Genomic DNA, 13,521 nt, shown 5'->3' with positions numbered 1-13,521 from the left:
TCTGAATGTTGCTGCACCATCTCCACCTTTACCGGCCCTGACGGTTATTATCGCCTCATCTATAAACATAAATAATTCCCTCCTATTCAAACTCATTCCTTGTTGTCGTTTGCTCTTTACAAAAGAGTAAACTATAGTTAATATCTACTATTTTTTACTAGAAATTATAATTTCTAGTTTTTTAAAAACTATTTTAATATCGCCTATAACTTCTTCATTTTTAAATCTAATAACTAAAATATTAAGGTTTTGCATGAATTCATCTCTGATTTTATCATATTTTTTATGGGGTTTGTCAAAATGAATTTTTCCATCTAACTCAATAACTAACTTCAATTTTGGACAATAAAAATCGACGATATATTCACCTATTCCATATTGTCTAAAAAATTTAAATCCTTTAAATCGTTTGGCTCTCAAAAATTGCCATAAGATATTTTCAGTTTTGGTAGAAGTTTTTCTTAATAGTTTTCTTTTTATTTTAGTTGATTTTTTATTTAAAATTTTCATAAAAGCACCTCTAATATATTAATACTATAGGTTTCTCGATTCACGAATATTAAAATTGATTCTAACAATAGATTAAATTTTAAATGTGATAAAGAGTAACTGTAATATATGGAAATAAAACATCCACTTATACTATAGGTTGCTCTTTTTTAAAGAGTAACCGCTAAAAGGGGAAGAGTTCTGTATAAAACCCTTCATATAATAAATAAATCCCAGCTAAATGCTGGGATTTATTTGAAAAGCTTATACTAAACTTTTTCTTTCAGAGTAGATAGAAACTTGCTTTCTAGTTTTACCTAATCTTTCAAATTTAACATATCCATCAACTAAAGCAAATAAAGTATGATCTTTACCTTGCCCCATGTCAGTTCCAGCATGGAATTTGTTCCCTCTTTGTCTAACAACGATGTTTCCAGCTACTACTTTCTCACCATCGTATTTTTTAACACCTAAGTAATTAGGGTTAGAGTCTCTTCCGTTCTTTACAGAACCTTGTCCTTTTTTCTTAGCAAATAATTGTAATTCAATTCTAAACATTAATTAGCCTCCTCTTCGAAAATCTTCATATATTTGGGGTATTGCTCCTTTAGTTGGTCTAGCATTACTACCATACTTCCTAAGATTGCATTAATTTCCCTTTTGTTTTTATAAACAATTTGATTATAACTATGAATAGTCATATCCAATTTTTTCAACTTTTCTTCATCTGGAGTTTTAAGATCTAGCCTTAAAAATCCTGTTTCATTATTAGTTGAATAAGTAGCAGGGATATTTAGATATTCTAGAATACCAGCTGCTCCTTGTTGTAAAATCGCACTGATTGCAGCACACAAGATATCACTACCGTGTTCGCCATATTCAGCATGATTCCATCCATAAAATTCTACAATTTCTTCACCATGTCTAATGAGAGTTATCTCTGTCATTATCCTTGGATAGAAGTAATTTTGATTTCAGTGAATAATTGTCTGTGACCTTTTCTTCTATGAGTTGACTTTTTAGGTTTGTATTTGAAGTTAATAACTTTTTTAGCTCTACCTTGTGATAATACTTCTACTAACACTTTTGCGTTTTCTACAACAGGAGTTCCTACTTTCATTTCTCCGTTGTTAGACACTAATAAAACTTCTGTCATTTCGACAGTTTCGTTAACTTCAGCATTTAATTTCTCTACTCTTAATATTTCACCTTCTGCAACTTTGTACTGTTTTCCACCGGTTTTGATTATTGCGTACATTGTAACACCTCCATAAATTTAGTCGCCAGGCACAGGTTGCTGATAACCCTACCTACGCGTAACTAGAACATAATATCATATCTATCATAATATGTCAATGGAATTTTTGATATATTAGCAAAGTCAAAAGCCTTTTAATGACTTGAAAATAATTAAAAAAAATCTATTAAAAAGTTTGAAATAGAAGTTCTAGATGTTATGAAATTTTTTAGAAAAATAAAGTGATTAGGAGAGAAAGATCGGGCTTTAAAATTGTGAAAAAACTACCATAATATGGTATATTATAATTAATAGATAATTTAAAATTTAGTGTTTAATGGTGAAAAAACAGGAAAAATTATAATTAGCGATATATATAATTTGTAATCAAAATTTTTAATGATTTATGGGTAGAGAGATCTGTCAGGGGGGGAAGATGATTTTAAAAGTTTGTATAGGGAGTGCCTGTCATATAAAGGGTTCTTATGATGTTATAAAAATAATTACTGGAATTATAGAAAATGAGGGATTAGAAAAATTAGTGGAATTAAAGGCTTGTTTTTGTTTGAATAATTGCACAGATGGTGTTTCTGCTGTTATAGAAGGAGAAGAAAAACTCTATTCTTTCTCTAGGGAGAATGTAGAAGAAAAATTTAAAGATATAATCAAGGAGAGAATATTATGAATATAATGAATTTTTCAGAGGCTAATTGTAGTAATTGCTATAAATGTGTGAGAACATGTAGAGTAAAAGCTATAAAAATTGAAGATGATCAAGCTCATATAGTTTCGGATAAATGTATTGTCTGTGGGCATTGTTTTTCTAGCTGTCCTCAGAATGCTAGAAATGTTCATTCTGATCTTGAATTTGTGAAAAAAATGATTAGTAGCGATGAAAAAGTAAATATTTCCATAGCTCCATCTTTTAGAGGATTTTATGAAAAATCAGATAATTTTATATGGGGATTAAAAAAATTAGGATTTAATCTAATAGAGGAGACAGCAGTAGGAGCGGACATTACCTCGAGATTATATGAAAAATATATATTGACTAGTGATCAAGGAATCTATATAACTACTTGTTGTCCATCTGTAGTTCTTCTAATAGAAAAATATTATCCTACATTAATACCGTATCTAATGCCTTTTACATCACCTATGATATCTCATGGATATTTATTAAAAGAAGAGCATCCAAAGGAAAAAACTGTTTTTTTAGGACCTTGTATAGCTAAAAAATGTGAATCATTATCAGAAAAACATGTGGGAGCGATAGATGCAGTTTTAACCTTTGATGAGGTATCAGAGTGGTTAGATACTGAGGGAATAGATTATCAAAATGAAAACTCATGTGAAGTAGATAAATTTGGTAGTAATTTTGGTAGTAGTTATCCTGTAGTCGGAGGGATTTTAGAAGGGATCAAAGAGAGTATTGAAGAAAAAGGATTGACTCAATTAAGAGTGGATGGATTAGATGAATGTATTGAGCTTTTTGATGAATTATCTAAAGGAACTATAACAGGAACTTGTGTAGAAGTAAGTGTGTGTAAACGAAGTTGTCTTGGAGGTCCAGGGGGGTCAAATGCTTCGTCTACTACTTTTTCTAGAGTACAAACTTTAAAAAAATATTTAAACGAAATTGATAAAGAGGGAAGAAAAACCCTTCGTATATGTGATATAGATTTTAGTGCAAGCTTTGATGATAAAAAAATGGAAGAAAAGATGCCTAGTGAGAAGGAAATCACAGAAATTTTGAGGACTTTAGAAAAGTATACCAAAGAAGATATATTAAATTGTGGTGGATGTGGATATGAGACTTGTCGTGAAAAAGCTATATCTATATATAGGGGGATGTCACATAAAGAAATGTGTATTCACTACATGAAAAAATGTGCTGATAAGGTAACCAATGAAATATTTGAAAATTCACCTAATGGGATCCTTATATTAAACAATGAATACGATATAATAGAAAGTAATGTGGCTTTTAGTAGATATTTTGGGATTACTCCTAATGAAGTACGGAAAAGATCTATAGAAGAGTTTATATCAAAGGAAAAATTAGAAAAAGTATCTTTAGATGGGGAAAATATTATTTGGAAAAAACAATCATTTTTAGATGGAACGTTGTATATGAGGGTGAGTATTATATCTATGAATCCTAGAGAAGGAATCATAATTTTATTAACTGACATAACTAGTGATGAATTAAGAAAAGAGGAAATTAGAACTTTGAAAGAAAAAACTTTTGAGATAACTCAGACAGTGGTAGAAAAACAAATGAGGATAGCTCAAGAAATTGCTAGTTTATTGGGGGAAACTACGGCAGAATCTAAAGTAGCTTTTAATAAATTAAAAGATGTATTTAATAAAGAGGAGAGTCTTTAATGGAATATTATATTGATGCTTCATATAAAAGTATAAATAAATTTGGTGAGGAATTATGTGGAGATAAAGTAGAATCTGTGAAAACAGAAGATGGTTGTCTTTTGGTTCTTTCTGATGGACTAGGAAGTGGAGTTAAGGCGAACATATTAGCTACTTTGACCTCAAAAATAGCGATCACAATGTTAAAAGAGGGGTCTAGTATTGAGGAAACTTTGGAGACAATAATAAATACCCTTCCAGAGTGTAAGGTGAGAAAACTTGCGTATTCTACATTTACAATTATAAAATTAAATAATAACGGTGATTGTTATATGGTGGAATATGAAAACCCTCCTACATTTTTTTATAGAGATGGATGTGATATGCCTATAGATAGAAGAGAAAGAATTATAAAGGGAAAAACAATTTTTGAGAGTCATTTTAAATTTTTTCCAGATGATTTATTGACTGTTGTAAGTGATGGGGCAGTTCATGCTGGAGTAGGTGAATATCTTAATTTAGGTTGGCAGTGGGAGAATATAAATGATTTTTTAAGAGATATATCTCGGCAAAAATATGCAACTGATATAACGAATAGTTTGTTAGATGTCTGTAAAACTCTTTATAATGATAAACCGGGAGATGATACAACAGTTTTATCGATTAAATTTCAACCTGTAAAATATTTAAATTTATTTACAGGACCTCCTAAAAAGATAGAAGATGATGAAAATTTTATAAAAATGGTAGGAGAATCCAAAGGAATTGTAGTGCTCAGTGGAGGGACTACTGCTAATATAATATCTAAAGCTTGGAATGAAGAGATTAAAATTGATTTAGAAGGATATGAAAGTAATCTGCCCCCAGTAGGTTATATGAGAGGAGTAGGTTTAGTAACAGAAGGATTGTTGACACTGAATAAAACTGTGGAATATATAAAAGAATATATATATGGTGGAAAAGAAATAACTAGTAATGATGGGGCAGGAGTTTTAGGAAGATTACTGTTATTTGATGCTAGTCATATAAAAATAGTGGCAGGGACTGCTGTAAATCCTGCTCATCAGAACCCAGATTTTCCAATTGATTTTAATATTAAATTAAAAGTTGTCATCGAGCTAGAGGCAATCTTAAAAGACTTTGGAAAATCAGTTACTTTAGAATATCTATAAAATTGAAAAAAACCTTCTTTCATGATAAAATTAAATCTATTAGAAAACTTAAATTTAAATGTGTTACTAAGAAAAAAAATGGAACGCGGATGTCTGTTTTCGACTGCGCTCAGACAACGATACACGGAGAGACACTAAGAAGAAAGAAAACTCAGTGAAACTCTTATTTAATTCTCTGTGAATCTCTGTGTTGAAAAGTTTTAAAAGAATGAGAAAATCTGTGTCAAAAAGTTTAAGGGGTAGTTCATGAATTGCCTGTATAATAAAGTATATTTAATGCGAATCAGGAGGAATACATAATTATGGATAGAAAAGAAATTTCGGTAGGTGGACAGGCTGTAATAGAAGGTGTCATGATGAAAGGACCCGAAGCGTTAGCTACAGCAGTAAGAAGACCCACAGGAGAAATAGTTTATAAAACAACAAAATTAAAACCATCTATGAATTTTTTAACTAAGATTCCATTTATAAGGGGAGGAACTATCCTGTTTGAAACTTTGATTATGGGAACTAAAGAACTATCATTTTCTGCCAATGAAGCAGGGGAAGAGGAAGAAAAATTAGGAGATAAAGAATTGATGATGACTGTAGTGGTGGCTTTAGCTTTAGGAGTGGGACTGTTTATGGTTTTACCTTCAATTTTGAGTAGTTTTATGTTTAAAGATAATAGAATGAATTCCAATATTTTTGAAGGGATACTTAGAATATTATTTTTTCTTGTATATATAAAGGCTATATCTTTTTCTAAAGAAATAAAAAGAGTCTTTGAATATCATGGAGCGGAACACAAATGTATCTACGCTTTTGAAAATGATGAGGAATTAGTAAAGGAAAGTGCGGTAAAATATACGACACTACATCCTAGATGTGGGACGAGTTTCTTGCTTATAGTAATGCTAATAAGTATAATTGTATTTTCGAGTCTTGATTTTATTATACCGCAACCTGATAATATGTGGATTAAAGTTGGATTGAAAGCTGTCTTGAGGATTGTATTTCTGCCATTGGTAGCAGGACTGGCCTATGAATTTCAAAAGTACAGTAGTAAACACTTGGATAACCCAATGTATAAGATGATAGCAGTACCGGGGCTTAGTCTCCAAAAAATAACAACTAAAGAACCAGATTTAGAGCAATTAGAAGTAAGTATGGTAGCTTTGAGGATAGCTTTAGGGATGGAAGTAGAGAACGCAACAGAAGTTTTTGAATAATAATTTATAGAGGAGGAGGTTGCTGTAGTGGCAATTTCTTTTTTTGTAATATATATAGAAAAAACTTTTAAAAGTCCGATAAACTTAGTATAATGAAGAGTAAAAAAATAAATCAAAACTCTTTCTTTGTTGTCGTTTATTTGGTTAACTAATATTAAAATTTATAGTAATAAAAAATGAATTTTAAATGTTATCAAAGAGCAAACTATTGCGATAATATTTGAGTTATAGTTATTCTTTTTTTAAGAATAACTATAAAAAGGATGGGTTATGATAAGGAGCTGGAATATAATATGACAAAGATAGAAGAAGTAATAGTAATAGGAGCTGGGTTAGCAGGAAGTGAAGCAGCATATCAATTGGCTAAAAGAGGAGTAAAGGTAAAGTTATATGAGATGAGACCAGTAAAAAATACAGAAGTCCATACTGGAGATAAATTTGGAGAGTTAGTTTGTAGTAATTCATTAGGATCAAATTTATTATCAGTAGCTTCAGGATTAATGAAAGAAGAGCTAAGAATGATGGGATCATTGTTAATAGAAATAGCTGATAAAACTCGTGTTCCAGCAGGGCAAGCATTGGCAGTAGGCCGTGAAGAATTTGCAGAGATGATAACAGCGAGATTAGAAGCAGAAGAAAATATAGAGATAATCAGAGAAGAGTTAGTGGGAATTCCCAAGGATAGATATGTGATCATAGCCAGTGGACCTCTATCATCGCCTGGAATAACCAATGAAATTTTAAAATTAACAGGTGGAACAAATCTTTATTTTTATGACGCAGTAGCTCCTATAGTAACTTTGGAATCAATAGATCAAGATAAGGTTTATTACCAATCTAGATATGATAAGGGAGATGGAGAATATATAAACTGTGGGATGACTGTAGAAGAATATGAGGATTTTTACCATGAATTAATAAATGCGGAAAGATCACCACTTAAAACTTTTGAGGAAGAAAAGGTTTTTGAAGCATGTATGCCAGTGGAAAAAATGGCTAGTAGAGGGGAAAAAACATTATTATTTGGACCATTAAAACCAAAGGGATTAACAAATCCACATAAAGCAATAAAAGATTATGCAGTAGTTCAATTGAGACAAGATGATAAAGATGGAAAATTATATAATTTGGTAGGATTTCAAACTAACTTAAAGTGGGGAGAACAAAAAAGAGTATTTCAAATGATTCCAGGATTAGAAAATGCTGATTTCATAAGATATGGTGTCATGCATAGAAATACATTTATAGATTCTACAAAATTATTAAATAAAGGTTTAAATTTAAAAACTAATGAAAAAATCTTCTTTGCAGGACAAATAACAGGAGGAGAAGGGTATGTAACAGCCATGGCAACAGGGATGATGTCAGCTATAAACTTATACCACCATATGTTAGGAGAAGAGGAGTTTGTACTAGAAGATATTACTTCTACAGGAGCGATAATTGACTATATTACAGAGGAAGGGAAAAAAGAATTCCAACCTATGGGACCAAATTTTGGTATTGTAAGAGCGTTAGAGGGACCAAGAGTAAGAGATAAAAGGGATAGAAATACAGCCTTAGGAGAAAGATCGGTAGAGTATATGGAAGAAAAAATAAAAGAAATAAAATATTAAAAGACCTCACTTTTCCTTCTATTCTCTCCTAAATCAGGAGTAGACGGAGAAAACACAGTGAACCTCAGTGATCTCTGAGCCTCTGCGTTGATAGGGTTTCTAATCTGTGTAGATTAGAATTTTGATCGATAGAAATCTGTGTCAAAAAAAAGCTCCTGTGCTGTAGCAGTAAAGTGTATTCTTCGTGTAATTAGTGACAAAAATAATATTAAGTTTATAGAGGGGTAATTCGTGAATTACCCGTACGATAAAGTGTTTATTTTATCTATGTTTTATGGATATAATTAAGTAAAATATCAAAAAGTGGGGGGTGTGTTGTGATTTTGGAAAAACTAATAAAAGAATTTATATACTATGAACAATTTGGACAACAAAAAAGTGAAAATACCATAAAATCCTATAAAAAAGATTTAGAACAGTTTATAGAATTTATTGTGGGACATGAACTTCTTGAAAATATAAATGAGGTAGAAGAGTTAAATTTGAGAGGTTTTATTCTTTATCTAGGAACCTTTAATATAAGTAAAAGATCTATAAGTAGAAAATTATCTACCTTGAGAACTTTTTTTAAATATCTAAAGGAAAACAAAGTGATAGATAAAAACCCCATAATACTTTTGAATAACCCATCTTTTATAAATAAATTTCCAATTCTTTTGAAAAGAGATGAATTAGAAAAACTAAGATTGGTGATTGATATTACTAAAACTAATGGGATTAGAGATAGACTTATAATAGAACTTTTGTATTCTAGTGGAATTAGAGCAGGAGAACTTCTTTCATTAGGAGAAAATATAGTAGATTTGGAAGAACGAGAGATAAAAATAGTTGGAAGTAGTAGTCGGACTGTATTTTTTAGTCAGACAGCAGAGAAATATTTAAAAGATTATTTAGTTGCAAAAAAGGAAAAATATGGTGAAAAGTATAATCCTGATATTATTTTTGTAAATGGAAGTGGAACAAGATTAAGTGATAGATCACTTCGTAGAATAATTGACAGATATGCTAAAAAAGCAATGCTAGAAAAAGAGATAAGCCCCCATACATTTAGGCATACTTTTGGAATATACCTTTTGGAAAAAGGAATGAATGTTCATTTTTTACAGGAGCTTATGGGACATACTAGCCCAGAAAGTACAAGGGTATATGAGGAGCATATGATAGTAGTTCGAAGGGGAGTTAATAATTAGTATTTATGAATTCAAATAATGAATATGAAAACTCAATTTTAATTAAGAAAAAGAAGATTCTAAGGGTTCCGCCCTTAACTGGGTTCATTTCGATTCACGAGTATCAAAATTAGATATAAGTAAATCTAATTTTAAATGTGATTAACACAAGAAACAGAACCAAAGAAAGTCAAGAAGGTTTATAATTGTCTTAATGAGTAATTCACAATCGTCATTGTAGAAACATTACTGCCGAAGTGTAACGACTATAAACTTCGAAATTTAAAGTCAAAAGAAAATCTTTATGAACCTCTTTCTCTCTTTGCTTAGTAATGAAAAGGTTAAAATAAAAAAATATTTTGGAAGGAGGTATAGAATTGAAATTTAGAGCAACTACGATATTAGCGGTAAAAAATGGAGATAAAGTAGCCATTGCTGGAGACGGACAGGTGACTTTCGGAGATACCGTATTTAAGAATAAAGCTAAAAAAATAAGAAAGTTTTATAATGGTTCTATATTAGCAGGATTTGCAGGAGCAGCAGCAGATGCCTTTGCATTATTTGATAAATTTGAAAATAAACTAGATGAATATGGTGGGAACCTAAAAAAAGCCTCGGTAGAATTAGCTAAAGAATGGAGATCAGATAAGGCTTTACGTGAGCTAGATGCCATGTTAATAGTAGCAGATAAAAATAATTTATTAGTTTTATCAGGGACAGGAGATGTTTTGGAAACAGATGATGACATTGCAGCTATTGGTTCTGGAGGAATATATGCATATTCAGCAGCAAAAGCATTGAAAAGGCATACAGAATTAGAGCCTCATGAAATAGTCTGTGAAAGTCTCCAAATAGCAGGAGAAATATGTATCTATACTAATACAAATATAAGTATGGAAAAATTATATTAATTAATGTAGTTAGTGTCATTTAGCATAATCTATAATTCTTTTGATTAGTGTAAATTAGTGGCAAAGAAAAATAAGGGAGTGAGAAAGTGAGTTTTATAGTAGCAGTAGATGGGCCGGCAGGTTCTGGAAAGAGTACAATATCAAAGATGGTAGCAGAAAAATATAGATTAACTTATTTAGATACAGGAGCTATGTATAGGATGATAGCTTTTACATCTATAAGAGATGGAGTAGATCTAGATAATATAGAAGAGGTAGTAAATTTATTAAATAAAGTAAAAATTGATATGAAAAATGGAATGTTTTATGTAGACGGGGTAGATGTAAGTTTAGACATAAGAACTCCAGAAGTCACTGCCATAGTATCTAAAGTGGCCGCTATAAGGGAAGTAAGGGTAAAATTAGTAGATCTTCAAAGGGAAATATCAAAAGGGAAAGATGTTATCTTAGATGGAAGAGATATTGGAACTGTAGTATTTATAAATGCAGATCTTAAAATATTTTTAGTGGCATCTCCAGAGGAAAGAGCCAAGAGAAGAGTGCTAGATTTTAAAAATAAAGGAATTAATGAAAAATTTGAAGATGTTTTAAGTGAGATCATCAGACGGGATGAATTTGATTCTAATAGAAAAGAAAGTCCATTAAAAAAAGCGGAAGATGCTATAGAGATAGACACAAGTTTTATGAATATAGAAGAAGTAGTAGGAGCTATATCAGAGATGGTAGGAGAGAGGAAATAATTGAAAATTAAAAGAAAAAAGTAAACCAATTGGACACGGAGATACACAGAGGAAAAAAAGAGAGTTGCCCAGAGAAACCTCAGTGGATATCAGAGAATTTTCTGTGTGTATCGAAGATACCCGCGTGCTATGGTTTAAAGTCAGAATTTAGTCGAGCTCAAATAAAAGGTTTTATAAATGTAATTAGATGGTAAGGAGGGGAGTAGGATACGTAAAAAAATTATATATGGAATAGGAGTAATATCTATTCTGATAATAGCTCTTATATTTAAATGGCATAGTGGTAATAAATATGAAAAACAGATAAAATTACAAGAAAATATGGCTATAGAAAAAATAATAAAGACTGTAAATGATTATTCAATCATAAGTGGTAAACCTGCTGAGAGAGATGGGATCAAATATACATTTGACCTAAAAAAAGGAGTAAATTTAGATTTAGCAAATGAGAATTTACAGATAAAAGAAATATTAAAAAATGAACAAAAAGAAATCGTCTATAGTGACTCTAAGGGGATTAAAAAATTGATTTTAGAAATAAATTATTTTACTCCTCCTAAACTAGCTATATTAATAGATGATGTAGGGATGAATACAAAGAATACAACTTATTTTAAGAAAATAGATAGGAATTTGAGTTTTGCCACTATACCATATTTGCCTAAGACTAACCAAGCAACTAAGATATTAAAAGATGCGGGATTTGAAGTTATATTGCATATGCCTATGGAAGGATCTAATGAAATTTTGAATAGAAGAACCAAAGGGCTAATAAAGTCGTCTATGACAGAAAAAGAAATTTATGATAAATTTGATAAAGCAATAGAAAATTTAGGAGTAGTGAGGGGTTTTAATAATCATATGGGGTCTAGATTTACTAATAATTTAGAAAAAATGAAAGTACTTCTTTCTTATGCAAAGAAAAAAGATATGTTTTTTATAGACTCTAATACTAATAGTAAAAAAGAGGGATATAAGATAGCAAAAGAATTAGACATTCCTACATATTATACATCTTATTTCATAGATAATACTCATAAAAAAGAAGATATCATGGAAGCTATAAAGGTGTCTGTAAGATTAGCTAAAGAAAGAAAAAAAGTTTTGGTGATCGGTCATTATAGAAAAGAAACGGCAGCAGCTATATATGAGATGTTGGATTATATAGAAGACGAAGGCGTAGAATTAGTGCCGATTAGTGAAGTATTGGAATAGAAAAAGTAACAAAAGTGTAATTGGAGGAGAAATGAAAAAGAGAGAGAGTAGCTTAAAAGGGTATACTATGGTGTTTGCTTCTACAATGTTTTTTTACATAATGACTTTATTTGTAAAGTTGATAACAAAGGATGGTAGGATACCCAGTACAGAGGTAACATTTTTTAGATTTTTAATTGGGTTTATAATAGTAAATATAGGTTTTATGAAAACAGGATATAAAATTAAGATGGTAAATAAAGTAGCAGTATTGGCTAGAGGTTTTTTTACGGCATTGGCAATATTATTTTTTTTTGTGGTGATAGAATATTCCACTACAACCAAGGCAAATATATATAATTTGACCTATCCTATATTTGTGACAATATTTGGGCCCCTTTTATTAAAAGATGAAAGATGGACATTAAAAAATATTATAGGGGTAGCTATAGCTTTTCTCGGTATATTTTTAATATCTGGAATGGCTTTAGGAGTGGTAAGCTGGGTAGATGGATTGGGATTATTTATGGGGTTTATAGCAGCGATAGGTATAATTGCCCTAAAAAAAGCCAGGATAACTGATAATTCTAATACAATATTATTCTACCTTATGAGTATAGGAGTGGTTATGACCTTGATTCCTTTTGGATATCAATTTAAGATGCCAACACATAGAGAATGGTTACTTTTATTGGGAATGGGTGTGTTTTCTTATCTAGGACAATATACTGTAACCAATGGATTTAAGTATGTGAAGGCTCTAGAGGGTAGTTTGATATCTTCTAGTAGAATATTTATAGCAAGTATATGTGGAATTTTATTTTTAGGAGAACCATTTAGTATTGCTATAGTATTGGGAGGAAGTTTAATATTTATAGGGATAGTATTGGTTAGTATAAAGGGGAATTATAAAAAAAAGTTTAAAATAGAGAAATTATAAAAAAAGAAAAAAACTAGTCACGAATTACACTAATGAACACAAAGAAAAAAGAAAAAAGAAAAACAATTGGGCACAGAGATGCACAGAGGAAAAAAGAAGAGTTGCTCAGAGAAAGCTCAGTGAATCTCTAGTTTATATTCTCGGTGAACCTCTGTGTTACAAATTTTTTAGTGTATTCTCTAATTATTTATTCGTGAGCTTAGTGTAAAGGTTTGGTTTAAAAAATCTGAGTAAGTCTGCGTAATCTGCGACAAAAAGAATTTGAAATTGATTCATGGAGGGGTAATTCATGAATTACCCGTACGATAAAGTCTGTATAGATTGGTGGGGAAAAAAGGTTTGAAATTATAAATTTCGCCATAGGCGATAGGGGATGAGAAAAATTTTATATAATTTGATACGAACAATATTATATATTCCTTTAGGAATAGGAATGATATTTTCTAATAAATTAAGAAAATTTGTAAAAAAAAGA

The 13,521-nt window shown here is 30.6% G+C and carries 14 protein-coding genes; 10 read left to right on the top strand and 4 right to left on the bottom strand.

Going from position 1 to position 13,521, the window contains the following annotated elements; translation table 11 throughout:
• Positions 1 to 147: 147 nt before the first annotated feature.
• From WBG30_RS12820 to rplU, 4 genes are all read right to left on the bottom strand, one after another.
• On the bottom strand, positions 148 to 510 hold the full coding sequence (locus WBG30_RS12820; RefSeq protein WP_424505056.1) for an endonuclease domain-containing protein: 363 nt from the start codon (positions 508 to 510) through the stop codon (positions 148 to 150).
• Between the two features lie 243 nt (positions 511 to 753).
• Positions 754 to 1,047, bottom strand: coding sequence for a 50S ribosomal protein L27 (gene rpmA, locus WBG30_RS12815; protein WP_424505055.1), 294 nt, complete (start codon positions 1,045 to 1,047; stop codon positions 754 to 756).
• Positions 1,047 to 1,436 carry a ribosomal-processing cysteine protease Prp gene (locus WBG30_RS12810; RefSeq protein ID WP_424505054.1) on the bottom strand — a complete coding sequence of 130 codons (390 nt, stop codon included), beginning with the start codon at positions 1,434 to 1,436 and terminating at the stop codon, positions 1,047 to 1,049. The genes rpmA and WBG30_RS12810 overlap by 1 nt, the downstream gene beginning before the upstream one ends.
• Entirely contained in the window at positions 1,436 to 1,747 is a 312-nt protein-coding gene (gene rplU / locus WBG30_RS12805; RefSeq protein ID WP_028855439.1) for a 50S ribosomal protein L21, read from the bottom strand. The genes WBG30_RS12810 and rplU overlap by 1 nt, the downstream gene beginning before the upstream one ends.
• Before the next feature lie 415 nt (positions 1,748 to 2,162).
• On the opposite strand from rplU, the gene WBG30_RS12800 reads away from it, so the two are divergent.
• The 10 genes from WBG30_RS12800 (at position 2,163) to WBG30_RS12755 (ending at position 13,046) form a co-directional block, all read left to right on the top strand.
• On the top strand, positions 2,163 to 2,411 hold the full coding sequence (locus WBG30_RS12800; RefSeq protein WP_424505053.1) for a (2Fe-2S) ferredoxin domain-containing protein: 249 nt from the start codon (positions 2,163 to 2,165) through the stop codon (positions 2,409 to 2,411).
• The gene (locus tag WBG30_RS12795) at positions 2,408 to 4,114 is read left to right on the top strand and encodes a [Fe-Fe] hydrogenase large subunit C-terminal domain-containing protein (RefSeq protein ID WP_424505052.1); all 1,707 of its coding nucleotides are present in this window, start codon (positions 2,408 to 2,410) and stop codon (positions 4,112 to 4,114) included. The genes WBG30_RS12800 and WBG30_RS12795 overlap by 4 nt, the downstream gene beginning before the upstream one ends.
• Positions 4,114 to 5,265 (top strand): SpoIIE family protein phosphatase, encoded by a 1,152-nt coding sequence (locus WBG30_RS12790; RefSeq protein WP_424505051.1) that lies wholly within the window; start codon positions 4,114 to 4,116, stop codon positions 5,263 to 5,265. Before WBG30_RS12795 ends, WBG30_RS12790 begins: the two co-directional genes overlap by 1 nt.
• Before the next feature lie 302 nt (positions 5,266 to 5,567).
• The gene (locus WBG30_RS12785) at positions 5,568 to 6,476 is read left to right on the top strand and encodes a DUF1385 domain-containing protein (protein WP_424505050.1); all 909 of its coding nucleotides are present in this window, start codon (positions 5,568 to 5,570) and stop codon (positions 6,474 to 6,476) included.
• Between the two features lie 293 nt (positions 6,477 to 6,769).
• On the top strand, positions 6,770 to 8,092 hold the full coding sequence (gene trmFO, locus WBG30_RS12780) for a methylenetetrahydrofolate--tRNA-(uracil(54)-C(5))-methyltransferase (FADH(2)-oxidizing) TrmFO (protein WP_424505049.1): 1,323 nt from the start codon (positions 6,770 to 6,772) through the stop codon (positions 8,090 to 8,092).
• Between the two features lie 317 nt (positions 8,093 to 8,409).
• Positions 8,410 to 9,282 (top strand): tyrosine-type recombinase/integrase, encoded by an 873-nt coding sequence (locus tag WBG30_RS12775; protein WP_424505048.1) that lies wholly within the window; start codon positions 8,410 to 8,412, stop codon positions 9,280 to 9,282.
• Positions 9,283 to 9,638: 356 nt separating this feature from the next.
• Complete coding sequence (gene hslV / locus WBG30_RS12770) at positions 9,639 to 10,172, top strand: ATP-dependent protease subunit HslV (RefSeq protein ID WP_424505047.1); 534 nt, start codon at positions 9,639 to 9,641, stop codon at positions 10,170 to 10,172.
• Positions 10,173 to 10,318: 146 nt separating this feature from the next.
• Complete coding sequence (gene cmk / locus WBG30_RS12765) at positions 10,319 to 10,912, top strand: (d)CMP kinase (RefSeq protein ID WP_424505057.1); 594 nt, start codon at positions 10,319 to 10,321, stop codon at positions 10,910 to 10,912.
• Positions 10,913 to 11,233: 321 nt separating this feature from the next.
• Positions 11,234 to 12,127, top strand: a complete 894-nt coding sequence (locus WBG30_RS12760; RefSeq protein WP_424505046.1) for a divergent polysaccharide deacetylase family protein — start codon at positions 11,234 to 11,236, stop codon at positions 12,125 to 12,127.
• Between the two features lie 31 nt (positions 12,128 to 12,158).
• Positions 12,159 to 13,046, top strand: coding sequence for a DMT family transporter (locus tag WBG30_RS12755; protein WP_424505045.1), 888 nt, complete (start codon positions 12,159 to 12,161; stop codon positions 13,044 to 13,046).
• Positions 13,047 to 13,521: the final 475 nt, after the last annotated feature.

The organism is Psychrilyobacter sp. (assembly GCF_049671765.1).
In the GTDB taxonomy this organism is placed as follows: Bacteria; Fusobacteriota; Fusobacteriia; order Fusobacteriales; family Fusobacteriaceae; genus Psychrilyobacter.
The sequence above is the reverse complement of the archived record's forward strand: the minus strand, read 5'-3'. Positions and strand labels throughout refer to the sequence as shown.

Coding starts and splice junctions, on each gene's coding strand:
- WBG30_RS12790 (WP_424505051.1), top strand. CDS start 4,114: ATGGAATATTATATTGATGCTTCATATAAAAGTATAAATAAATTTGGT.
- WBG30_RS12755 (WP_424505045.1), top strand. CDS start 12,159: ATGAAAAAGAGAGAGAGTAGCTTAAAAGGGTATACTATGGTGTTTGCT.
- WBG30_RS12760 (WP_424505046.1), top strand. CDS start 11,234: ATGGCTATAGAAAAAATAATAAAGACTGTAAATGATTATTCAATCATA.
- cmk (WP_424505057.1), top strand. CDS start 10,319: ATGGTAGCAGAAAAATATAGATTAACTTATTTAGATACAGGAGCTATG.
- trmFO (WP_424505049.1), top strand. CDS start 6,770: ATGACAAAGATAGAAGAAGTAATAGTAATAGGAGCTGGGTTAGCAGGA.
- rpmA (WP_424505055.1), bottom strand. CDS start 1,047: ATGTTTAGAATTGAATTACAATTATTTGCTAAGAAAAAAGGACAAGGT.
- WBG30_RS12820 (WP_424505056.1), bottom strand. CDS start 510: ATGAAAATTTTAAATAAAAAATCAACTAAAATAAAAAGAAAACTATTA.
- rplU (WP_028855439.1), bottom strand. CDS start 1,747: ATGTACGCAATAATCAAAACCGGTGGAAAACAGTACAAAGTTGCAGAA.
- WBG30_RS12810 (WP_424505054.1), bottom strand. CDS start 1,436: ATGACAGAGATAACTCTCATTAGACATGGTGAAGAAATTGTAGAATTT.
- WBG30_RS12795 (WP_424505052.1), top strand. CDS start 2,408: ATGAATATAATGAATTTTTCAGAGGCTAATTGTAGTAATTGCTATAAA.
- WBG30_RS12800 (WP_424505053.1), top strand. CDS start 2,163: ATGATTTTAAAAGTTTGTATAGGGAGTGCCTGTCATATAAAGGGTTCT.
- WBG30_RS12785 (WP_424505050.1), top strand. CDS start 5,568: ATGGATAGAAAAGAAATTTCGGTAGGTGGACAGGCTGTAATAGAAGGT.